At 70.8% G+C, this 20,520-nt stretch carries 21 protein-coding genes; 16 read left to right on the top strand and 5 right to left on the bottom strand.

The genetic code is table 11. The features are described from left to right. The first annotated feature begins 1 nt into the window (after nucleotide 1). On the top strand, nucleotides 2–1,234 hold the full coding sequence (locus tag AC1DYG_RS07815; protein WP_477639289.1) for a hypothetical protein: 1,233 nt from the start codon (nucleotides 2–4) through the stop codon (nucleotides 1,232–1,234). An 83-nt stretch (nucleotides 1,235–1,317) separates the two neighbouring features. Here the strand turns inward: AC1DYG_RS07815 and AC1DYG_RS07810 are convergent, their stop codons facing one another. Continuing rightward, the gene (locus AC1DYG_RS07810) at nucleotides 1,318–2,805 is read right to left on the bottom strand and encodes an HNH endonuclease signature motif containing protein (RefSeq protein WP_477639288.1); all 1,488 of its coding nucleotides are present in this window, start codon (nucleotides 2,803–2,805) and stop codon (nucleotides 1,318–1,320) included. 254 nt (nucleotides 2,806–3,059) lie between these two features. Next, the gene (locus AC1DYG_RS07805) at nucleotides 3,060–3,479 is read right to left on the bottom strand and encodes a cupin domain-containing protein (RefSeq protein WP_477639287.1); all 420 of its coding nucleotides are present in this window, start codon (nucleotides 3,477–3,479) and stop codon (nucleotides 3,060–3,062) included. A 103-nt stretch (nucleotides 3,480–3,582) separates the two neighbouring features. Here AC1DYG_RS07805 and AC1DYG_RS07800 point away from each other — a divergent pair, with 103 nt between their 5' ends. Together AC1DYG_RS07800 and AC1DYG_RS07795 are read left to right on the top strand one after the other, a co-directional pair. Further along, nucleotides 3,583–4,566, top strand: coding sequence for a glycosyl hydrolase (locus tag AC1DYG_RS07800; RefSeq protein ID WP_477639286.1), 984 nt, complete (start codon nucleotides 3,583–3,585; stop codon nucleotides 4,564–4,566). 107 nt (nucleotides 4,567–4,673) lie between these two features. Then, nucleotides 4,674–5,216: a GNAT family N-acetyltransferase gene (locus AC1DYG_RS07795; protein WP_477639285.1), complete on the top strand. Its 543-nt coding sequence runs from the start codon at nucleotides 4,674–4,676 to the stop codon at nucleotides 5,214–5,216. A gap of 56 nt (nucleotides 5,217–5,272) precedes the next feature. On the opposite strand, the gene AC1DYG_RS07790 is transcribed toward AC1DYG_RS07795, so the two are convergent. After that, entirely contained in the window at nucleotides 5,273–5,770 is a 498-nt protein-coding gene (locus AC1DYG_RS07790) for a DinB family protein (protein WP_477639284.1), read from the bottom strand. Nucleotides 5,771–5,816: 46 nt separating this feature from the next. Further along, a complete protein-coding gene (locus AC1DYG_RS07785) occupies nucleotides 5,817–6,464 on the bottom strand; it encodes an LON peptidase substrate-binding domain-containing protein (RefSeq protein WP_477639283.1) in 648 nt (215 codons plus the stop codon). Between the two features lie 70 nt (nucleotides 6,465–6,534). Between AC1DYG_RS07785 and AC1DYG_RS07780 the strand changes: the two genes are divergently transcribed. The 12 genes from AC1DYG_RS07780 (at nucleotide 6,535) to AC1DYG_RS07725 (ending at nucleotide 16,906) form a co-directional block, all read left to right on the top strand. Then, nucleotides 6,535–6,891: an NADH-quinone oxidoreductase subunit A gene (locus tag AC1DYG_RS07780; RefSeq protein WP_477617950.1), complete on the top strand. Its 357-nt coding sequence runs from the start codon at nucleotides 6,535–6,537 to the stop codon at nucleotides 6,889–6,891. Next, complete coding sequence (locus AC1DYG_RS07775) at nucleotides 6,891–7,478, top strand: NADH-quinone oxidoreductase subunit B (RefSeq protein ID WP_477639282.1); 588 nt, start codon at nucleotides 6,891–6,893, stop codon at nucleotides 7,476–7,478. The genes AC1DYG_RS07780 and AC1DYG_RS07775 overlap by 1 nt, the downstream gene beginning before the upstream one ends. After that, the gene (locus tag AC1DYG_RS07770) at nucleotides 7,475–8,041 is read left to right on the top strand and encodes an NADH-quinone oxidoreductase subunit C (protein WP_477639281.1); all 567 of its coding nucleotides are present in this window, start codon (nucleotides 7,475–7,477) and stop codon (nucleotides 8,039–8,041) included. The genes AC1DYG_RS07775 and AC1DYG_RS07770 overlap by 4 nt, the downstream gene beginning before the upstream one ends. Next, nucleotides 8,038–8,997 carry an NADH-quinone oxidoreductase subunit NuoH gene (nuoH, locus tag AC1DYG_RS07765; RefSeq protein ID WP_477639280.1) on the top strand — a complete coding sequence of 320 codons (960 nt, stop codon included), beginning with the start codon at nucleotides 8,038–8,040 and terminating at the stop codon, nucleotides 8,995–8,997. The genes AC1DYG_RS07770 and nuoH overlap by 4 nt, the downstream gene beginning before the upstream one ends. Before the next feature lie 84 nt (nucleotides 8,998–9,081). Further along, on the top strand, nucleotides 9,082–9,693 hold the full coding sequence (locus AC1DYG_RS07760; protein ID WP_477639279.1) for a NuoI/complex I 23 kDa subunit family protein: 612 nt from the start codon (nucleotides 9,082–9,084) through the stop codon (nucleotides 9,691–9,693). Then, a complete protein-coding gene (locus AC1DYG_RS07755; protein ID WP_477639278.1) occupies nucleotides 9,690–10,262 on the top strand; it encodes an NADH-quinone oxidoreductase subunit J family protein in 573 nt (190 codons plus the stop codon). The genes AC1DYG_RS07760 and AC1DYG_RS07755 overlap by 4 nt, the downstream gene beginning before the upstream one ends. Beyond that, nucleotides 10,259–10,582: an NADH-quinone oxidoreductase subunit NuoK gene (gene nuoK / locus AC1DYG_RS07750; RefSeq protein WP_477639277.1), complete on the top strand. Its 324-nt coding sequence runs from the start codon at nucleotides 10,259–10,261 to the stop codon at nucleotides 10,580–10,582. Before AC1DYG_RS07755 ends, nuoK begins: the two co-directional genes overlap by 4 nt. Next, on the top strand, nucleotides 10,579–12,453 hold the full coding sequence (locus AC1DYG_RS07745; protein WP_477639276.1) for an NADH-quinone oxidoreductase subunit 5 family protein: 1,875 nt from the start codon (nucleotides 10,579–10,581) through the stop codon (nucleotides 12,451–12,453). Before nuoK ends, AC1DYG_RS07745 begins: the two co-directional genes overlap by 4 nt. Then, nucleotides 12,447–13,922: a complex I subunit 4 family protein gene (locus tag AC1DYG_RS07740; RefSeq protein ID WP_477639275.1), complete on the top strand. Its 1,476-nt coding sequence runs from the start codon at nucleotides 12,447–12,449 to the stop codon at nucleotides 13,920–13,922. The genes AC1DYG_RS07745 and AC1DYG_RS07740 overlap by 7 nt, the downstream gene beginning before the upstream one ends. Then, the gene (locus tag AC1DYG_RS07735) at nucleotides 13,919–15,460 is read left to right on the top strand and encodes a proton-conducting transporter transmembrane domain-containing protein (RefSeq protein WP_477639274.1); all 1,542 of its coding nucleotides are present in this window, start codon (nucleotides 13,919–13,921) and stop codon (nucleotides 15,458–15,460) included. Before AC1DYG_RS07740 ends, AC1DYG_RS07735 begins: the two co-directional genes overlap by 4 nt. A gap of 104 nt (nucleotides 15,461–15,564) precedes the next feature. Beyond that, complete coding sequence (gene htpX / locus AC1DYG_RS07730; protein ID WP_477639273.1) at nucleotides 15,565–16,452, top strand: zinc metalloprotease HtpX; 888 nt, start codon at nucleotides 15,565–15,567, stop codon at nucleotides 16,450–16,452. A 241-nt stretch (nucleotides 16,453–16,693) separates the two neighbouring features. Further along, the gene (locus AC1DYG_RS07725; protein ID WP_477639272.1) at nucleotides 16,694–16,906 is read left to right on the top strand and encodes a cold-shock protein; all 213 of its coding nucleotides are present in this window, start codon (nucleotides 16,694–16,696) and stop codon (nucleotides 16,904–16,906) included. Between the two features lie 111 nt (nucleotides 16,907–17,017). Here the strand turns inward: AC1DYG_RS07725 and AC1DYG_RS07720 are convergent, their stop codons facing one another. Then, on the bottom strand, nucleotides 17,018–17,905 hold the full coding sequence (locus AC1DYG_RS07720; protein WP_477639271.1) for an SGNH/GDSL hydrolase family protein: 888 nt from the start codon (nucleotides 17,903–17,905) through the stop codon (nucleotides 17,018–17,020). A 104-nt stretch (nucleotides 17,906–18,009) separates the two neighbouring features. Here AC1DYG_RS07720 and pepN point away from each other — a divergent pair, with 104 nt between their 5' ends. Beyond that, complete coding sequence (gene pepN / locus AC1DYG_RS07715) at nucleotides 18,010–20,481, top strand: aminopeptidase N (RefSeq protein ID WP_477639270.1); 2,472 nt, start codon at nucleotides 18,010–18,012, stop codon at nucleotides 20,479–20,481. The last annotated feature ends 39 nt before the right edge of the window (nucleotides 20,482–20,520 follow it).

Genomic DNA, 20,520 nt, shown 5'->3' with positions numbered 1-20,520 from the left:
GGTGAAGCGCGCCAATGCCATCGGGGTCGCCCTGACTGCCCTGCTCCTTGCAGGCTGCCAGGGCGACCCCGGCACGGGTTCCACCGAGCGTCCCGATGGAATCAGGTCCACGACCAGCAGCACCACGCCCTCCTCCGCCTCAACTACCACCGGCGTCCCCCGCGAGCTCAGTGTCGACACGGCCAGGGCGCTTCGCGCCGCGGACGAGACGGACGTGCAGACAATCGTGGGCGCGAGTACGTCCACCGCAGACACCCGGTTCGTCCTGGCCATCTCCAGCACCGGTCAGGCACTGGTCAGTGTCAACCCGCCGCCGACCGGCGGCGCTCTCATCGGCCAAGCCCGACTCGAGCTGGTCACCAACGGGAAGGCGCGCCGGTTGCCCACGACAGCCCGCGGCGACCGACCTCGACAGGCCTTCGAAGGGGCAGTTCCCGCGGCGTCCTCGGCAGTGTGGACGGAGACCCGGTCCACGGACCTGTTCGACGTCGACTGGAGTGTTTTCGGGTGGTCCAACGGGACCGTCCGAACTCTCGCGACCTCGGACGCCTTCGTCAAGGGACACCCGCTTCCCCCGGCCGCTGGCGGCGAGCACCTCCTCGCCGCGACCGACACCGAGGTCTGGTGGGCCTACACCACGCCCGGGACAAATCGGAGGCGGACAGACATCGCGACCGTGGACACTGCCGGCAAGCAGCCTCCCCGAACGGTCGTCAGGGGCGGCGAGCTACCGACCGCCCATGCGCAACTCGGACTCGTGTACGTCCGCGACCCGCAGTCGACGTTGGACGGAAGCTCGTACGAGATCCACGCACTCAAGGACGGTCGCGACCGCACGTTGGGTGAGGGCAAGCTCAGCCAGGGTGAGTTCGTGTCCGCCATGTGCGCTGGCGCTGAGGTGCTCGCGTGGGCGGTGGCGGCCGAGCAGGACGACCTCGGTGGCAAGCTCGTCGTCATGGACTGGAGGAACGCAACCACGAGGACGGTTCAACTCCACGACAGCGCCCGCTCCACGTCGCTGGGATGCGGCGACGACTTCGTCGCGTGGGGCAACGGCAGCGGCGGTGGTGACCCGTCCCAGTACCTCCTCGCCGCTGGTGCTGACTCGCTGGTGAAGCTGGGAGAGTCGCCGGGCGTGAGCATCGTGCGTGCAGCCGGCCGCTACGTAGCATGGACGCTTCCTCCGAAGTCGGCCCGGGAATCTGCTCCCACGCGAGTGGTGCGCTGGAACTGATCGCTCGGATCTGCCGATAGTCGAGGGGCTTACGCCAGCGCCGCCCACTGTTCTGACGGTGCCAGGAGAAGGGGTGTGGTGGGTCAGGCGGCTCGGAAGCCGTGGCGGTCCAGTGGCCACGTCGTGTGGGTGCGGCCGTCCGGGGCCGTCCAGGTGCAGACGCCGAGCGGGTCCATCTCGACCCGCCACCCGGCATGGTGCTTGAACCCATGGTGGGTGGCACAGAGGGACTGCAGGTTGGGGACGGAGGTGGGGCCGTCGGGGTGACGGATGACGTGGTCGAGCTGGCACCGCCTGGCGGCGGTGGCACAGCCGGGGAACCGGCAGGTCCCGTCCCGCGAGCGGACGGCGCGCGCCGTCGCGTCGCCGGGTCTGTACTTGGTGGGGTCCTGCCATCGCACGGCTCCGGTGACCGAGTCGCTGCGGGCCAGGCGCAGGACGACGTCCGGATCGTTCAGGAGGGTGACCACGTCGGACGGGAGCAGCGAGCCGAGCACCGGCACCTCGGTGTGCGAGGACACGAACCACAGGTGCTCCTCGTGGTCGTGCAGGACGCCGTCGTCGAGCTCCTCGCAGCCGCCGAGGTCGTGGTACCAACCCGACACCTCAGCGACGGGCTCAGTCGCGTCGGTGTCGGTTGAGTCGGCGTCCGTTGAGTCGGCGTCCGTTGAGTCGAGGGCTTCGTCGCGGACGCCCAGGCAAGGCGTCGAGACCGGAGGTCGGACGGAGCCGGGCCGCTCGCAGTCGATCGGCGCGACCAGCTCGACCGTGGTGCTGATCGTCGCGTTGGCCTCGATGAGGTCGGACAGCGCGTCGGCACGAGCGGCGCCGATCCGCAGGCCAGGCTGAGCCCGTGCGTACTCGGCGGCGAGCCCGTCCACGGCGCTCCACAGCCGCAGTGCGGTCGGAGTCGGCAGGTCGACCACGAGCCGGGTCATGCCGGCACATTCGCCCGGACGGATGCTGACGTCACGCCGACCCCTGGCCCGCTCGGCTGCTTGTGCCGCCTCCTCTCGGTTGCACCGCTCGGCGCTGCGACGCGCCCGCCGCCTGAGGGCGGCACAGGAGAGCTGGGTCACGTCACCCTCCAGCACCCGGGCCTCGAACTCGTGCAACCGGTCCGTCGGTGCGGCAAGGGACTCCGACACGACCGCATCCACGCGGTAGGGCTCGAGGTCGCCGGACCACGCAAGCGCCTGGATCTCGGGCAGCGAGCAGACGACGCGCCGTGCGTGGCTGATGCGGGTCGACATGCTGCGCGGTGAGACATGGAGGACGGCAGCCAGCGAGCCTGTGGCGACCGCATGTCCTGACACGTGGTGCCGGCGCATTCCCACGGCCACCCCATCGGTCACGTCGCGCTCGACCTGCTCGTCGCAGCGTCGGGCGACCGTCTCCATGGCCGAACGCTGTCGCGCCGTGACTGCGCTCACGACGCGCTGAGTGGCGACCGTCAGCGCCTCGGCCTGCTCCAGGCTCATGCCCTCGATGTCGTCGTCGGTGAGCGTGAAGAGCGCGCTCGCGAGGGCGGCGGGATCGGTCGCCTCCACGGTTTGCACGCTTTCGAACATGTGTTCGATCGTAGCGAACGCCACTGACAGCGACTGGACAGCCATGCGCCACCAACCACGCCACCCAATCCCGTGGGAAGGCAGAGGTCTTCGGGTTGCGGTAGTTGGATGGACCGGCCCCTGCTCGACGACGCGCTGAAGGACCGCGACGCCATTCTGCGGGCGTTCTTCACGAGGGACGGGAGGCTCTCGGCCATCCCACCAAGATCCGCAAGCGGCGCCCGGCACGATCGACACCCCAGGTTGATCGGGGCCTAACCTGCGGTCAGCTCGAAGTCCTCGAAGTCGAACCCCGGCGACACGAGACAGCTGACGAGGGCGTCGTGGTCGGCAGCCACGGTCCGTTGCCAGCAATCGGCGGGGACGCGGACCTGTGCCTCACCGGTGGCCGCGAGTAGGCGCCGCTGGCGCGCACCATGGTCGGCAGGGGCCTCTCCCGAGCCGCCCAGCTCGAGCGTGACGGCACCGGTGTGGGCCAGCCAGATCTCGTCGGACCTGACCCGGTGCCAGGCCGACTCCGCGCCGGCAGGGAGCAGGAAATAGATCAGCGTCGCGGCCGACCTGGTGCGCCCGTCGGCGAGCGAGACCGTGGCGGGTGAGACCCACGTCTGGCGGTACCACCCACCCTCCGGATGTGGCTCGAGGTCCAGGGCTTCGGCGAGTCGCGGCTTCATGTGCCAAGTCTCCCGGAGGCGGTACGACCGATGCGTGAAGGCAGTCCCGTCCCACCAGTCGGTTCAGCGGGTGGGCCGACCCACCTGCTGCCAGACTCTGGTCATGCTGAGGCTGGATGACCTGTGGGTCTGGGACTCTTGGATCGCCGACGACGGCGACCTCTACCACCTGTTCTTCCTCCAGGCGCCGCGCGCACTCGGGGACCCGGGCAAACGGCATACGGCGGCGCGGGTGGGGCACGCCACCTCGCCAGACCTCGTGAACTGGACCGACCTCGGCGAGTGCTTCGGACCCGATCGCAGTGGCACGCCACGGTTCGACGACCTCGCGATCTGGACGGGATCGGTGGTCCACGACGGCGAGCGATGGCGGATGTACTACACCGCCGTCTCCACGACCGGGCACCACGTCTACGACCAGCGGGTCGGGTGCGCCGTCTCCAACGACCTGCAGCACTGGCAGCGCGGTGGCCCGGAGCCGGTCGTGCGGGTCGATGGGCGCTGGTACAAGAACCTGGCCAACACCCCGGCACCCACCGAGGGTCCCGACCTCGAGGGATCCAGCGAGACCTGGCGCGACCCCCTCGTCTTCGCCGATCCGGGTGGCGACGGCTGGCACATGTTCGTCAGCGCGCGGGCCCGCGACGCTGCGCGAAACGACGACGGGGTCGTCGCCCACGCGACCAGTCCCGACCTCGAGACCTGGACGCTCGGCCCGCCGCTGTGTGAGCCCGGTGCGGGCTTCGGACAGCTCGAAGTGCTGCAGAACAAGCAGATCGACGGGCGCTGGGTCCTCGTCTTCACCTGCCACCCGCAGGAGATGACGGCAGAACGCATCGCCCGCAGCGGCAACTACTGCACCTGGTCGGTGCCCGGCCCCGGACCGCTCGGACCGTGGGACATCGACGCCGCTCGGCCGTTCACCGCGGAGCCCGACCTGTTCGCGGCGCCGCTGGTGCAGCAGCGCGACGGGTCGTGGGTGCTCGTCGGGTTCCGCAACCTCGAACCCAAGGGCATCGACGCGTTCGAGATCATCGACCCCGTCCCGGTCACCCTCGACGCCGACGGCTACCTCGTCGCCCACTGACCACACCCGGAGGTATGCCGCGTGGCCGAGCCGGCTTCGCGGCATACCGTTGGCTGCCCCAGGAAAATCGGGGGCGCGGGGGTGCGGCCGTGTCTAGGGTCGCCAGCATGTTCATCCGCCAGGAACGCCCCTCCGACGCCGATGCCATCCGGGCGCTGCACCGCCTCGCCTTTGCAACGCCGGCGACCGACGAGGCGCCGGCCCGTGACGGACAGGTCGAGGCCAACCTGGTCGATGAGCTGCGGGCCGAGGGCGACCTCGTCCCCGCGCTGTGCCTGGTCGCCGAACGCGACGGAGTCGTCGTCGGCCACGTCGCCGTCAGTCGCGGGACGGTGGACGATGCCCCCGCGAGAGTGGTCGCCATCGGTCCCCTTGGAGTGCTCCCCGTCGTCCAGAACGCAGGCGTCGGGTCGGCGCTGATGCACGCATCCATCGCCGCGGCCGACGCACTCGGCGAGCGCGCGATCATCCTGCTCGGCCACCCGACGTACTACCCGCGGTTCGGGTTCGGGCCTGCCGTCGACCACGGCATCACCCCGCCCCGGGACTGGGGTCCGGCCTACTTCATGCTGCGCACGTTGGGCGCCTGGGGCGACGGCCTCACCGGGGCGTTCCGCTACGCGCCGGCCTTCGAGCGACTCGACGACTGACCCCGTGGCGCGTTGTCCAGGGCGGGCGGCGGCAGGGGGCGAGAGGCGGTGGCGGGTCAGTCTCCGGTGCGGCCGTCGGCGAGCTCGCGCAGGATGTCGAGGTGGCCGTTGTGGCGTGAGTTCTCCTCGATCAGGTGCAGGATCACCCACCGAAGCGTGGGGTGCTCACCGGACCGGAACGCTGTCGCCGAGCGGTCGTCGAGGTCCAGCCCCGCGATGAGGGCGTCGGTGCGCACCGCCTGCTCGGCGTACTCCGCCAGGGTCTGGGCAAGGGGAGTCGTGGCACCGAGGCTGAACTCGCGGTCGGGCTCCTCATCGGTCCACGGGCCGAGGTCGGGACCGCCGACGAAGCGGTTCTCGATCCACGAGTGCTCGACCCAGCGCAGGTGGTTGACGACCCCGCCGAGCGTCATCAGGGGCGACGTGGGCAACGCGGCCCGGCCCACGTGCTCCTGGGCGAGGTCTCGGCACTTCTCGGCAGCGGTGTCGCGGGTGTACTGGAGCATCGCCAGCAGCGTCGAGCGCTCGTCCCCCGAGAACGGTTCTCGGGTCAAGCGCAACTTTCCTGCTAAACCCGATAAAGGGGGCGGCGGGTGGGGGCTAGTTGAGGTTGAACCCGTGCTCCGGCGACGGCGGCACCACACCGAGCCTGGCCGCCAGCTGTCCTTCGCGCCTGACCAGTCGGAGGCCGAGCCGGAGCCGCGTCTCGGCGTCGTCGGCCGCGAGCAGCTGTTGGCGCTCGCCGAGGTCGAGCCCCACCGCTGCGCCCACGGCATACGAGAGCTCCACGGGGTCGGTGGGCCACTCGGGCTCCTCGGCACCCACGGTCCGTGCGTACCCGTGCAAGGCCCGCCGCAGCCGCCGGGCCAGGCGTGCGACCTCCTCGGCGTCCCCGATGGGCTCCTCCAGCAGGGTCACCTCACCCATCAGGTATGCCGTGCCGGCACCTGCCACGATCGCGTCCAGGCGGAAGCGCCGGACCCCCCTGCTGAGCACGACGTAGCGACCGTCTCCGACCGGGGCGGCATTCGTCAGCCGGGCCAGGCAGCCGACGTCGTGCAGGTCGTGCACCGAGTCGGGGCCGACCTCATGGCCCTGGCGGATCGCCACGACGCCGAACTCGGGAACCTCCATGGCGTTCACGAGGTCGCTGAGCAGCTCGACGTAGCGCGGCTCGAAGACCTGGAGCGGCAACCCGGCGCCCGGCACCAGGACGGTGCCGAGGGGAAAGAGCGGAACCCGCGCCATATCGTCACGGTAAATGCCCACGACCCGGCGCAACACCCCCTCGCAGAGGAGGGCCACTAGGCTGCCAACCGTGTCGCCCTACGTCGTCATCGCCGCAGTGGTCGCCGTCGGCCTGCTGCTCTTCGTGGCCGCGATGGGCGCCCGGGCACTGCTGGCTCCGAAGGCCCCGACCCGGGCGAAGCTGACGACCTACGAGTCCGGGGTCGATCCGGTCGGTCGGGACTGGGCCCAGACCCAGGTGCGCTACTTCGTCTACGCCTTCCTCTACGTCATCTTCGCGGTCGACGCCGTCTACCTGTTTCCCTGGGCCCTCGTCGTCCGGAGCAACCTGGGGGCGGTGTCGCTGCTCGAGATCGCGGTGTTCATCGGGATCCTGCTCGTGGGACTCGTCCACGCGGCACGGCGCGGCCTGCTGAGGTGGCTGTGATGGCGACGACCCCCCTGCCCATGCCCCGGGTCGGTCCCGCCACCGACCTCGCGCCGCAGCCGATCCGGGTGGTGCTCAACTGGGGACGCCGCTACTCGCTCTGGGTCTTCAACTTCGGCCTCGCGTGCTGTGCGATCGAGTTCATCGCCGCCTCGATGGCCCGGCACGACTTCATCAGGCTCGGTGTCATCCCGTTTGCCCCCGGTCCGCGGCAGGCCGATCTCATGGTCGTGTCGGGCACCGTGACCGACAAGATGGCTCCGGCCGTCCGACGGCTCTACGACCAGATGCCCGAGCCCAAGTACGTCATCTCTTTCGGTGCCTGCTCCAACTCCGGCGGCCCCTACTGGGACTCCTACTCCGTCACCAAGGGTGTCGACACCATCATCCCGGTGGACGTCTACGTCCCCGGCTGCCCGCCCCGACCCGAGGCGCTCCTCCAGGGCATCCTCAAGCTGCAGGAGAAGATCGCAGCAGAGACCCTGTCCACCAAAGGAATTCGCGCGAAGTATGCCGGGCACCGCCTCGCGTCAGCGGGCGAGGTCAAGCGACCGTTGGTGCAGCCCCCGACCAAGGACGCCTCGTGAGCGGCCCGAGCCGCGTGAGCGACCCAAAGCCCGCGAGCGACCCCAGTGCCCTCGAGCGCGCCGAGGTCGACCCCGCCGACTGGGTGGCGACGATCGCCGCGGCCCGCGACGCGGCCTACACCTTCTTCGACTGGCTCACGGCGGTCGACCAGAGCGACGACGCGCTGGCCCCGGGCCTCGACGTCGTGTGTCACCTCATGGACGGGTCCTCGCCAGGGGCGTTGCGGCGCAAGCTGTTTCGCACTCGCGTTCCGAATGGCGCCAGCCTGGGCAGCCTGACCGGCGTGTTCCGCGGGGTGGCGTGGCACGAGCGCGAGACGCACGAGATGTTCGGTCTCGACTTCGAGGGTTTCGACGACGGCACCGGCCTGGGTCTGCGCCCGCTGCTGCTTCCCGACGGGTTCGAGGGCACGCCCCTGCGCAAGTCGTTCGTGCTCGCGGCTCGGGCCTCCAAGCCGTGGCCGGGGGCCAAGGAGCCGGGCGAGTCCGAGCACGCCAGGCCGACTGGTCGGCGCCGGGTGTCCGCCCCCGGCGTGCCCGACCCCGAGTGGGGGCCGCGATGAGCGACGCCGTCGAGGTGACGTTGCGGGCGGTGGGGGTGCTGGCTGCCTTCCTCGTGCTGCCGCTCCTCGTGGGCCAGACCGAGCACAAGGTGATGGCCCACATGCAGGGCCGGCTCGGCCCGATGTATGCCGGTGGCTTCCACGGGTGGGCGCAGCTGGTGGCCGACGGGCTCAAGTTCGTGCAGAAAGAGGACATCACGCCTGCCGCTGCGGACAAGCGGATCTTCCGGTTCGCGCCGGCAGTCGCCCTGGTGCCCTATCTCGTTGCGCTGGCAGCGATTCCGCTCAGCCCCGACCTGGTCGCCGCAGACCTTCCAGCGTCGGCGGTGTTCGTCCTCGCGGTGACCGCGGTGGGCATCCTCGGCACCCTCATGGCTGGCTGGGCCAGCGCCAACAAGTACTCGCTGCTGGGCGCGATGCGTGCCGCGGCGCAGCTGCTCTCCTACGAGCTGCCGATGGTGCTCGCCGTCGCCAGCGTCTGCCTCGCGGCCGGTTCGCTGTCGCTGTCCGGGATCGCTGCCGCCTGGTCTCCCTGGTGGCTGGTCTTCCAGCTGCCGGGAGCCATCGTGTTCCTCGTGTCGGCCGTCGCCGAGCTCCAGCGGCCGCCGTTCGACATGCCGGTGGCCGACTCGGAGATCGTCTTCGGCGCCTACACCGAGTACACCGGCCTGCGGTTCGCGTTCTTCCTGCTGGGTGAGTACGCCGGGATCGTCGTGATGTCGCTCCTCTTCGCGGTGCTCTACCTCGGCGGCTGGCAGGGGCTCTTCAGCGACCAGCTCGGCTGGCTGTGGACCCTGCTCAAGGGGTTCTGCATCGCGGTGGTCGTGATCTGGCTGCGGGTCGCCTGGCCCCGCCTGCGCGAGGACCAGCTGCAGCGGCTGGCCTGGCTGGTCCTGGTCCCGCTGGCGCTGGCCCAACTTGCCATCACTGGTGTCTGGGTGGTGACCACGACGTGAAGCGGACAGCGAGGCGAGGACACGAGCGAGGTACGAGCGAGGTACGAGCGAGGCCCGGAGCAAGCGCGGAAGCGAGCCATGGTCATGAGTGAAGAGGCGAAGAAGCCGGGCGGGATCGGCATACCCGGCATCCTCAAGGGCCTGGCCGTCACGGCCCGGACCATGGCCAGGCCGACCCACACCGCTGAGTACCCCGACGCGCAGCCGCACCTGCCGCCCCGCAGCCGCGGCGTCATCGCGCTCCTGGAGGAGAACTGCACCTCGTGCATGCTCTGCGCCCGCGAGTGCCCCGACTGGTGCATCTACATCGACTCGCACAAGGAGACGATTCCCGCCACGACCCCCGGTGGGCGTGAGCGCCAGCGCAACGTCCTCGACCGGTTCGCCATCGACTTCAGCCTCTGCATGTACTGCGGCATCTGCATCGAGGTCTGCCCGTTCGACGCGCTGCACTGGAGCCCGGAGTTCGAGTACGCCGAGCTGGACATCCGTGACCTCCTGCATGAGAAGGACCGGCTCGGCCAGTGGATGCCCACCGTGCCGCCACCCTCGGCGCTCGACGAGCACTCGGCCGAACCCGCGGAGATCGGAGCCACGACCCGACCCGGTCGGCTGGTGCGCTCCACGCCGACCCGCCCTGCCCCCGCCCGGGTCACTCCGACTGGGTCGGAGTCAGCGCCGGAGACCGGGGAATGACGGCTCTGGACCTGGCCTTTGCCGCGGTCGGGCTGATCACCGCCGCCAGCGCGCTGCTCGCCGTGACGACGCGCCACGTCGTCCATGCCGCCCTGTGGCTGGTGGTCTGCCTCGGAGCCGTGGCCGGCTGCTACCTCGTCCTGGGCGCGGAGTTCGTGGCGCTCGTGCAGCTGCTGGTCTATGTCGGCGCGATCGTCGTGCTCGTGCTGTTCGCCCTCATGCTGACCCGCGCGCCCATCGGGCCCAACCGCGAGATCAGCACCAGCCGCCTGCACCGGGTGCTCGCGGCAGTGCTGGGGGCCGGCATCACCGCGCTGCTGGCTGCCGCCCTCCTCCCCATCGCGGGTCCGGCCGTCGAGCGCCAGGAGAGCTCGACCACGCAGGTCGCTGAGCAGCTCTTCGGCACCTGGGTGTGGCCCTTCGAGGTCCTGTCCCTCCTGCTGCTGGTCGCCCTGATCGCCGCCATGGCGGTGTCGCGGATGACCCGCCCCGACCGTGCCGCCGACAGTGCCGCCGACCGTGCCGGAGACCAGGCAGGCTCCGACCAGGCCGCTCAGGAGTCCGCATGATCCACCTCGCGGGGCCCTACCTGCTCGCCGCCGTGCTCGCCGGCATCGGGGCGTACGGCGTGTTGGCGCGGCGCAACGCCGTGCTCGTCCTGATCGGGGTCGAGCTCATCCTCAATGCCGCCAACGTGCTCCTCGTCTCCGTCGCCGCCGCGGGTGGCGACCGCTGGGCCGCGGGCAACGTGCTTACGCTGTTCGTGATCACGATCGCGGCCGCGGAGGTCGTCGTGGCGCTCGCCGTGGTCCTCGCGGTCTACCGGCTGCGCGGCGACATCGATCTCAACGAGCCGATCAGCGACGGGGCGGACGAGGTGAGGTCATGAGCGCCGCGGCTGCCCGGTTCGTCGTCCTCATCCCGGCCGTCACGGCCCTCGTCGTGCTGCTGCTGGCCCGCCGTGCCGACCCCCGCGCGGCCCGCCTCGTCGCCGTCGGGGCCTCCCTGCTCGCGGTCGTCGCGGCCCTGCTCCAAGTGGTCGCCGTGCACGGCTCGTCGAGGGTGACCATCGTCCACACGATCCCCGCCCTCGACGCGGGGGAGCTGCGAATCCCGTTGCAGCTGCAGGCAACTGCCGCGACCGCCCTCATCGCGCTGGTCGTGGCGATCGTCGGCTGGGCGGTGCAGGCCTTCGCCGGCTGGTACCTGCGCGAGGACGACCGCTACGGCATCTTCGCCGCCACGGTCTCACTGTTCACGGCAGGCATGCTCCTATCCGTCCAGTCCGCCGACCTCGTGCTCACCCTCGTGGGCTGGGAGGTGATGGGCTGGTGCTCCTACCTGCTCATCGGTCACTGGAGCCGCAAGGAGTCCGCCCGTCGCGCCGCGCTCAAGGCCTTCCTCGTCACCCGCCTCGCGGACGTCGGCTTCGTGCTCGGGGTGGTGATCCTCGCGGCGGGAGCCGGCTCCACGGCATACCCCCAGGTGCTCCAGGCCTGGGCCGCGACGGACTGCCCGGACGGGGGCGCGTGCCTCGCACCGAACGCGACCCTGCGCACCGCTGCCATGGTGCTGCTCGTGATCGGCATCCTCGGCAAGTCCGGCATGGTGCCGTTCCACGACTGGCTCCCCGACGCGATGGAGGGCCCGACCCCCGCGTCCGCCCTCATCCACGCGGCGACCATGGTCGCGGCCGGCACGTTCGTCCTCGCACAGCTGTTCGACGTCCTCGCGGCCAGTGAGGGCGCGCGCTGGGTCCTCGCGCTCAGCACCGCCGTGACGATGGTGTATGCCGCCGGGCTGGCGTTCGGGCAAAGCGACCTCAAGCGGCTGCTCGCCTACTCGACCCTCAGCCAGGTTGCCCTGATGCTCTCCGCCCTGGCGGTCGCCCCCGTCGACGAGGGTCCGGGCGCCGGCGTGTTGCACCTCTACTCGCACGCGTTCTTCAAGGCCCTGCTCTTCCTCGCGATCGGCTGGCTGAGCGTGACGGTCGGGGGCACGGCGGCCGCGACGATGCGCGGCGGCCTGCGCGGTCACCTGTTCATCCGCCCGGCGATGTTCGTCGGGCTGCTGGCCCTCGCCGGGGTGCCTCCGCTCGTCGGGTTCGTCTCCAAGGAGCACGTCCTCGCTGCGGCCGAGGCAGGGGCGGCCGACGGACAGGCGCGCGCGTGGATCGTCCTGCTCGCGGGCCTTATGACCGTCGTCCTCACCGCGGCCTACTGCATGCGCGCGTGGATCGTCCTGGACGACCTCGCCTCCGCCGACATCGCGCGCCACGAGGCCGACACCGCCAGCTTCCCCGTGAGCGCGGCGGTGACGGTCCTGACCATCCTGACCGTCGTCGGTGGGCTGGTCGTCTTCACGCCGCTGCTGGACCTCGGCGGTCACATCGGGTGGCTCGTGGCGCTGCTCAGCGTCCTGCTGATCGTCGGAGCCGGGCTGGCCGTGCGTTCGCTCGCCGGCGGTGCGGATCCGGCCGTGCGGGTCGTCGGTGCCCGGATCCCGTCGTTCGACAACGGTTTTGGGGTCGACCGGCTCTATGTCGACTACGTCGCCCGGCCCGTCGTCGCGCTCGCGCACCTCGTGGTCTTCCTCGACCGCGAGGTCGTCGACGCCTACGTGCGCGGTGCGGCCGCGGCAACCCGGCTCGGCGGCACGGGTGGACAGCGGGCCCACCGCGCCGAACGCGCGGCCTCCGGGTTGGCCTGGGTCGTCGCCGGTGTGGTTGCCGTCGCCCTCGCGGGGGTGACGCTGTGGTGATCCTGGTCAGCCTCGTCGTCCCGGCAGCGGTCGCCGTCTGGCTGCTCGCCGGTGGCCGCGCCGTCTCCCACCGCTCCGCCAACCTCCTGGCCAGCGCCGCGAGCGTGGTCACGCTGGCCGCGGTGATCGTGGCCGTGATCGTGCGTCCCACGGTCGACCGCGCCTGGGTCCCCTCGCTCGGTCTGCGCTGGCAGCTCGCCGTCGACGGCATCAGTGCACCGCTGTTGCTGCTCACCGCGATCCTCGGTGTCGGCGTGGTGCTCCACACCCTCGACCGGCCGCCCCAGGGCGGCACGACCGCCGCCTTCCACGCCTGCCTGCTCCTCGTCGAGTTCGGCGCGCTGGCGACCTTCTACGCCCGCGACGCGGTCCTGTTCTTCGTCGCCTTCGAGCTCGTCCTCGTGCCCATGTGGGTCCTCATCACCCGGTTCGGCGACGCCCACGACGCCGACGCCCGCGCCGACGCCGGGGGCCGGTTCGTCCTCTACACCGCGTTCGGCTCGACCCTGATGCTCGTCGGCATCCTGGCGCTGGTCGCCAAGGCGGGCACGTCCGACCTCGACGTCCTCGCCCAAGGTGGCGGCCACGGCATACCCGTCGGCACCCAGACCCTCGTTGCGGCTCTCCTCGTCGCCGGGCTCGCGGTCAAGGTGCCGGTCTTCCCGGTGCACACCTGGCTCCCACCGGCGCACACCACGGCTCCGACCGCCGGGTCGGTCCTGCTGGCGGCCGTCCTGCTCAAGATGGGCACCTACGGCCTGGTCCGGCTGCCACTCGCCTCGGTCCCCGACGGCTTCGCCAGGGTCGCGCCGGTGCTGGCCGTCCTCGGGGCCGTCGGCATCCTCTGGGGAGGGCTGGCCTGCCTCGTCGAACGCGACCTCAAGCGGCTCATCGCCTACTCCTCGGTCGCCCACATGGGGTTCGTCGTCCTCGGCCTGTCCAGCGGCACCCGCACCGGGCTTCAGGCGGCCCTGTTCGCCAACGTCGCCCACGGCGTCATCTCGGCCCTCCTGTTCGTCGTCGTCGGCGGGCTCAAGGAGCGGTGGGGAAGCGCCGACCTCGAGACCGCCCGCGCCGCCCTGCGCGAGGTCACCCCGCGGCTCGGGTTCGCCCTCCTCCTCGGACTGGCCGCCTCTCTCGGCCTGCCCGGCCTGGCGGGTTTCTGGGGCGAGTTCCTCAGCGTGTATGCCGCGTGGTCGCCCGCCGCCGACCGTCCCGAAGGGCTGTTCCGCACCCTGGCCGTCGTCGCCGCGGTCGGCACGGTCCTCGCGGCCGCCTACGCGCTGCGCGTCGCGCGCACCGTGTGGGCGGGGGAGCGCACGACGCCCGTCATCGACGACAGCCGCGACAGCGAGTGGGACGTCATCGCCGTCCTCGTGCTGGGGGTGCTGGTGCTCGGGATCGCACCCGGACCCCTGCTGGCCATGACGGGCGACGCGGTGACCACGATCATCGGGGCCGCACCATGATCGCCACGACCGTAGCGGTGGCGGCCGTGTCCACGACGATGCCCGCCGCGACCAGCCTGGTGAGCTTCGACTGGTCGGTGCTCGGGCCGGTGCTCGTCCCGGCCCTCGGTGCGGTGGCCGTGCTGGTCCTGGACGTCATCGCCCCGCGCCTGGTCCGGTTGCACGCCGCCATGGGCCTGCTGGCCCTCGCTGCAGGCATCGCCCTGGCCGTCCCCGGCGCCCTGCGGGCGGGCGACGACCCACTCCGCACGCTCTGCCTGCCGGCCCCCGACGGCGCCTGCCTCTTCGAAGCCGGGCCGCTCGCCAGCGCCCTGCAGCTCGGCGCCCTCGGGTCCGCGCTCGTAGTGCTCCTGCTGAGCTGGCCGGGCACCGATCCGCGAGAGCACCTGCGGGGCGGCCCGGCTGTCCTCGTGTCCCTGGTCCTGGCGGCCACGGCCGGCGCCGCAGGGGTGGCCGCGGCCCACGACCTCGGCTCCTGGCTGGTCTGCCTCGAGCTCGCGACCCTGCCCGCCATCGCACTGGTCGCGCTGCGCGGCGACGCACCGGCCGGGCGCGGGGCCCTCGCCCTGCTGACCACGTCCCTGGTGTCGTTCGCGATGGTCGTCCTCGGCGCCGCCCTGTGGCTGGTGTCGACCGGCGAGGCGGTGTTCGCGCCGGGTGCCGCCGCCGATGCGCTCGCCGAGCCGGAGCGACGGGTCGTACTGCTCCTCGCGGCCCTGCTGCTGCTCGCAGGTCTGGGCTTCAAGCTCAGCCTCGTGCCCTTCCACGTCTGGACGCCGCAGGCCTACGCCGGGTCCACCGAGCCGGTGGCAGCCTTCCTCGCAGCCACCTCCAAGGTGGCGGCGCTGGCCGCTCTGCTGGTCGTCGTCCAGGCCCTCGTGGGGGCCGGTGCCCCGGTCATCGTGGGCGTCGGCATTCTCACCGCGGTGTCGATGACCCTCGGCAACGTCCTCGCCCTCGTCCAGGACGACCCCGTGCGACTGCTGGCGTGGTCCACGGTCGCCCAGGCGGGGTGGGTGGTGCTGCCGCTGTCTGCCCTCAACGATCGGGCCGCGGCCGCGTCAGGTGGCTACCTGCTGGCCTATGTGATTGCCACGCTGGTCGCGTTCGTCGTGGTGCACGTCGTGACCTCGACCCCGCGCCTTCGTGGCGCCGTGGACCTCGGACGCACGCTCACGGCATACACCGGTTTGCTGCGGGCCCACCCGCTGCTGGGTGGAGCGCTGGGTCTCGCGCTGCTCTCGCTGGCCGGCCTCCCGCCGGGGGTGGTCGGCCTCATCGCCAAGGTGGTGGCCCTGCGGCCCGTGGTCGGGGAGGGGCAGTGGGCGCTGGCCGTGGTCGCCGTCCTCAACGCGGTGATCGGCGTCGCGGTCTACCTGCGCTGGTTCGCCGTGCTGCTGCGCGACCCCGAGGAGGGCCCTGCCCGGCCCGTCATCCGCAGGATCCCGCGTCCCGCGCTCGCCGCCCTGGTGCTGGCCGGACTCGCGCTCGTGGCCACCAGCGTGATGCCCCAGCTGCTGTTCGGCCTGCTGGGCTGAGGGCCACGCCGACAGCGCTGGAGCAGCGCTGGAGCAGCGCTGGGATGGCGCCGGGACGGCGCTGGATCGGGAACGCGAGCACGGAAGGGAGCGTTGAGGCAGACATGCACAACCATTTCAACGGGCTCAAGACCGCAGCCCTCTTCGGCGGCATCTTCGCCCTCCTCCTGGCCATCGGCGGCGTCATCGCCAGTTCTACCGGCAGTCCCGCCTTCATCTGGCTGTTCGCCCTGCTCGGCGTCGGCATGACCGCCTACGGCTACTGGAACTCCGACAAGCTCGCGATCAAGGCGATGCACGCCTACCCGGTCAGTGAGGCCCAGGCGCCCGGGATGTACCGCATCGTCCGCGAGCTCTCCACCGCCGCAGGCAAGCCGATGCCCAAGCTCTACATCAGCCCCACCGCGGCGCCCAACGCCTTCGCCACCGGCCGCAACCCCGAGAACGCCGCCGTGTGCTGCACTGAGGGCATCCTGGGACTGCTCGACGAGCGTGAGCTGCGCGGGGTCCTCGGGCACGAGCTGATGCACGTCTACAACCGCGACATCCTCACCGGCTCGGTGGCTGCCGCGGTCGCCGGTGTGATCACCTCGGTGGCCCAGATGCTCATGTTCGCAGGCATGTTCGGCGGTGGCGGCAACGACGAGGATCGTCCCAACCCGATCGCGATGCTGGCCATGGCCCTGCTCGCGCCGTTCGCCGCGATGATGATCCAGATGGCGATCAGCCGGACCCGCGAGTACGACGCGGACGAGGACGGCGCCACCCTCACCGGCGACCCGCTGGCGCTCGCGTCGGCACTGCGCAAGCTCGAGACGGGGGTCGCCAACGCCCCGCTGCAGCCGACCCCGGCCATCCAGAACTCCAGCCACATGATGATCGCCAACCCGTTCCGCCCCCAGGACGTGTCGCGCTTCTTCTCCACCCACCCCCCGATGACCGAGCGGATCGCCCGGCTCGAGGCCCAGGCCTCCGGGTTCCGTCAGCGCTGAGAGAAGGCCCTCCGCGTGCTCGGCGACGGGGTCTGGACGACCTCTTCGCAAGACTCGCGGGGGGCTGGGAATGAAAGTCTGGCCGATACGCGTTACGATGGCTGCAGTTGCAGTTCCTCGTGTGAGTGGGCCCGCCAAGCGCGGGCCTTTTCTTTAAGCGGTGTATTCCGTGTCGTGGTGATGTCGCAGCTGGTGGTCCGCATCCGCGGCCACATCGGCCAATTAGGAAAAGAGTTATCCCATGGCACAGGGAACAGTGAAGTGGTTCAACGCTGAGAAGGGCTTCGGCTTCATCGAGCAGGACGGCGGCGGCGCCGACGTCTTCGTGCACTACAGCGCGATCGAGTCCGGCGGCTACCGCTCGCTCGACGAGGCACAGCGCGTGGAGTTCGACATCACGCAGGGCCCGAAGGGTCCCCAGGCGGAAGTTAGCGCCGCCGGATCGCGGCGCTAACTCGCCTTTTGCATGAGAGAGCGGCGGGGACGGTATGCCGCGTGGTCACCCGCACGGGCCACGCGGCATACCGACGGTGTTGGTCGGTGCAGTGTCAGAGGCCCAGCAGTGTCAGAGACCCAGGGCCGCCATCGCGCGCAGGGCCATCGCCGCCTCGCCGAGGGCGTTCGGGTGCACCGGCACGGTGTTGGTGCCGAACAGGACCGGCTCGACCCAGCGCGTGCCGATCGGCTGGCACGCGTCACGGCCGGTCGCCGACATGTCGACGAAGGTGGTGCCGGTCTCGGCGGCAGCCCGCTTGATGACCGCGTTGACGTGCGCCTGGATGTTGTAGACGTAGGGAACGTCGCCGTAGGCGATGGGCATCTGGGCGAAGCATCCCCGAGTGGGCGGCAGGATGTTGGGGTATCCCAGGATGGCCACCTCGGCGTTGGGAGCCTTGGCGTGGATGTCGCGCAGGGCCTTCTTCACGGCCGGGTAGGTCTTGGTGTCGATCAGGTTGTCGTAGTAGCTGCCGAACCAGTTCTTGCACGGGCTGCCGAAGCCGAAGGTCAGCATGCCCTTGGTCCCGCAGGTCACGATCGCGCCGAGGAAGACCTGGCTGTCGTTCCCACCGATGGTGAGGGTGACCAGGTCGGCGTCGGACCTCACGGCGTTGAGCTGCGCCGGCACGCCGAGGTACTGCGAGGTGTAGAAGTGCCGGGTCTCGGCCGCGGTGCACGTGACGTCCTTGAGGTATGCCCCCGTGGCCGACGCGATGAGTCGTGGGTAGTTCTTGGTCGTGCGGACGCAGAGCGGCGACGCCGAGTAGTCGATGGGCAGGATGCCCGCCCCGGCGGAGTAGCTGTCGCCCAGGGCTACGTAGTTGAAGGGGCCGTCGTTGAGGGTGTCGGCGGTGAGGGAGGTGGCCGCGCTCGCCGGTGCGGCGGTGGCGACAACAGTGAGAGCGGTGGCAAGGGCGGCAGCCCCAGCCAGTCCCCGGCTCAAGGTAGAACGCATCGAAACAACTCCTTTGTTGTTACTGTGGGTAAGTTACTCAACGGTAGGAAATTGGCAGCACAGGGCCGAACCAGGCAAGAAGCGCTGCTGGTTGAATCGGTCACATGCCTTCCCTCACCCGGGCTGACGCCCGAGAGCGTTCTGCCCTCATCGACGTGACGCGGATGGAGGTCGATCTCGACCTCGACCGCGGGGAGGAAAGCTTCGAGTCGCGAGTTCGGATCTCGTTCTCCTGCAACACTCCTGGGCGCTCCACCTTCCTCGACGTCCATCCCTCGGAGTTGCGGTCGCTGACGCTCAACGGCACCCCTGTCGATGGTGAAGGCCTCCGGGACGGGCGCATCGAGCTCGCGGGTCTCGCGGCCGAGAACGTCCTCGAGGTAGAGACGCTGATGGCCTTCAGTCGTGACGGTCAGGGGCTGCACCGGGCGGTCGACCCGGCCGACGGTGAGCACTACGTCTATGGCCACCTGTTCCTCGACGCAGGCCCGCGGGTGTTCGCCTGCTTCGACCAGCCCGACCTCAAGGCGCCCTACGTCGTCACCGTCACCGCGCCCGAGCACTGGATCGTGCTCGGCAACGGTGCGGCCACGCGGGTGGGTCCGGGGAGGTGGGAGCTGGCCGAAACCCAGCCACTGGCAACGTATTTCGTGACGGTCTGCGCTGGTCCCTACGCCTCCGTGCGCGACGAGCACGACGGCATACCGCTCGGGATCCATGCGCGGGCCTCGCTCAGGGAGCACCTCGAGCGAGAGGCGCCACAGATGCTCGAGGTGACCAAGGCGAGCTTCGACTACTACCACTCGCTCTTCGGGATCCGCTATCCGTTCGGGGAGTACCACCAGGTGTTCGTGCCGGAGTTCAACGCCGGAGCCATGGAGAACCCGGGCTGTGTGACCTTCCGGGACACGATGATCTTCCGGGGGGCTGCCGCGCGCGACGAGGTGCTGTCCCGCACCAACACGATCACCCACGAGATGGCGCACATGTGGTTCGGCGACCTCGTCACCATGCAGTGGTGGGACGACCTCTGGCTCAACGAGTCGTTCGCCGAGTACATGTCGCACCGCACCTGCGTGGAGGCCACGGAGTTCACCGACGCCTGGATCGACTCGACGATGGCCCGCAAGGGCTGGGGGTATGCCGCGGAGCGAACCCCCTCGACGCACCCCGTGGCCGGGTCCGCCGCGCTGGACACCCAGGCGGCGCTGCAGGACTTCGACGGGATCTCGTACGCCAAGGGAGCGGCCACGCTGCGCCAGCTGATCGCCCACATCGGTGACGATGCGTTCATCGCCGGGGTGTCGGCCTACCTGCGTGAGCACTCGTTCGGCAACGGGACGCTGGCGGACTTCATGGGCTTCATGGAGCGGGCGTCCGGTCAGTCGCTCTCGGCGTGGAGCCGGGCCTGGCTGCTCACGGCCGGCCTCGACGTGCTCTCGGTCGACCCGGGCACGGGCGTCGTCGACCGGGCCGTGCCACCACGGTTTGCGGCGGACCGGCCGCACACGATGGATGTCGCAGGGTTCACCCGTGGCGTCGAGGTGTTCCGCGTCCCGGTGACCGTGACGCAGGACCGCACGACCGTCGAGGCGCTGCGCGAGGCGCCGGCTGCCGAGCTGGTCGTGCCGAACGCCTCCGACCTGACCTGGGCCACGGTGACCCTCGACCCGGCTTCCGTCGCCGCCGTGCCGACTGCCTTGGCGGCGGTGCCCGACACGCAGGCCCGGGCCGTGGTGTGGATCGCCCTCCTCGACGGGGTCTGCCTCGGCACGGTCGACCCACGGGTCCTCGTCCGGACGTTCGGAAACGCCTGGCCGGCCGAGGACAACGACTCGGTGCTGAGCCGGACCGCACTGGCGCTCCTGGCCCGGTTCGTCCCGACCTTCCTGCCGCCCGACGAACACGCCTGGGCCGAGCAGGTGGTCGCCGACGCCGCCGGACAGCTGCTGAGATCGGCGGACCCGGGATCGACCCGTGCCCTCGTCGCGGCCCGCACGGTCGCCCGGTCCACGGCAGACGAGTCCCTGCTCCGCGCCTGGGCCGCGGGCAAGGACCGACCAGCGGGACTGGAGGAGGACTCGGACTTCGGCTGGATCGCGGTGCGCAACCTCGCCTCCCGAGGCCTGGTCGACCGCGACTTCGTCGAGGGCCGGCGCGCCGAGGACGACACGCTCCAGGGCCGCCTCAACGCGCTGTTCGCCAGCGCGTCGATGCCGTCGGCCGACGCGAAGGCCTGGGCCTGGGACGAGCTGACGACCAACCGGTCGCGCTCCAACTACGAGCTCAACGCCCTGGCCCAGGGGTTCTGGCTCGCCGACGACCTCGACGTCGTGCGGCCCTATGCCGAGCGCTATTTCACGGAGGTCCCTGCCATGACCGCCTGGGTCGGGGAGGACGCGATCGCCCGCGTCGCGACGCTCGCCTATCCCGCGCGGATCGTGGAGGAGGCGACGGCTGCGCTCAGTGCTGCGGCAGTGGAGGGCGGCGGACTCAGCGTGGGGGTGCGACGCAGCGTGGTCGACGCCGAGTCCGAGCTCCGCGAGGCGCTGCGCTCGCGGGCCACCTTCGGCTGAGCCCGGCCGCTGCCGTTCGAGAGTGCAGGTATGCCGCCT

Source organism: Pedococcus sp. P1_H8 (assembly GCF_056405175.1).
The sequence above is the reverse complement of the archived record's forward strand: the minus strand, read 5'-3'. Positions and strand labels throughout refer to the sequence as shown.

Coding starts and splice junctions, on each gene's coding strand:
- AC1DYG_RS07810 (WP_477639288.1), bottom strand. CDS start 2,805: ATGTTCGAAAGCGTGCAAACCGTGGAGGCGACCGATCCCGCCGCCCTC.
- AC1DYG_RS07805 (WP_477639287.1), bottom strand. CDS start 3,479: ATGAAGCCGCGACTCGCCGAAGCCCTGGACCTCGAGCCACATCCGGAG.
- AC1DYG_RS07800 (WP_477639286.1), top strand. CDS start 3,583: ATGCTGAGGCTGGATGACCTGTGGGTCTGGGACTCTTGGATCGCCGAC.
- AC1DYG_RS07795 (WP_477639285.1), top strand. CDS start 4,674: ATGTTCATCCGCCAGGAACGCCCCTCCGACGCCGATGCCATCCGGGCG.
- AC1DYG_RS07785 (WP_477639283.1), bottom strand. CDS start 6,464: ATGGCGCGGGTTCCGCTCTTTCCCCTCGGCACCGTCCTGGTGCCGGGC.
- AC1DYG_RS07775 (WP_477639282.1), top strand. CDS start 6,891: ATGGCGACGACCCCCCTGCCCATGCCCCGGGTCGGTCCCGCCACCGAC.
- nuoH (WP_477639280.1), top strand. CDS start 8,038: ATGAGCGACGCCGTCGAGGTGACGTTGCGGGCGGTGGGGGTGCTGGCT.
- AC1DYG_RS07760 (WP_477639279.1), top strand. CDS start 9,082: ATGAGTGAAGAGGCGAAGAAGCCGGGCGGGATCGGCATACCCGGCATC.
- AC1DYG_RS07755 (WP_477639278.1), top strand. CDS start 9,690: ATGACGGCTCTGGACCTGGCCTTTGCCGCGGTCGGGCTGATCACCGCC.
- nuoK (WP_477639277.1), top strand. CDS start 10,259: ATGATCCACCTCGCGGGGCCCTACCTGCTCGCCGCCGTGCTCGCCGGC.
- AC1DYG_RS07745 (WP_477639276.1), top strand. CDS start 10,579: ATGAGCGCCGCGGCTGCCCGGTTCGTCGTCCTCATCCCGGCCGTCACG.
- AC1DYG_RS07735 (WP_477639274.1), top strand. CDS start 13,919: ATGATCGCCACGACCGTAGCGGTGGCGGCCGTGTCCACGACGATGCCC.
- htpX (WP_477639273.1), top strand. CDS start 15,565: ATGCACAACCATTTCAACGGGCTCAAGACCGCAGCCCTCTTCGGCGGC.
- AC1DYG_RS07725 (WP_477639272.1), top strand. CDS start 16,694: ATGGCACAGGGAACAGTGAAGTGGTTCAACGCTGAGAAGGGCTTCGGC.
- AC1DYG_RS07720 (WP_477639271.1), bottom strand. CDS start 17,905: ATGCGTTCTACCTTGAGCCGGGGACTGGCTGGGGCTGCCGCCCTTGCC.
- pepN (WP_477639270.1), top strand. CDS start 18,010: ATGCCTTCCCTCACCCGGGCTGACGCCCGAGAGCGTTCTGCCCTCATC.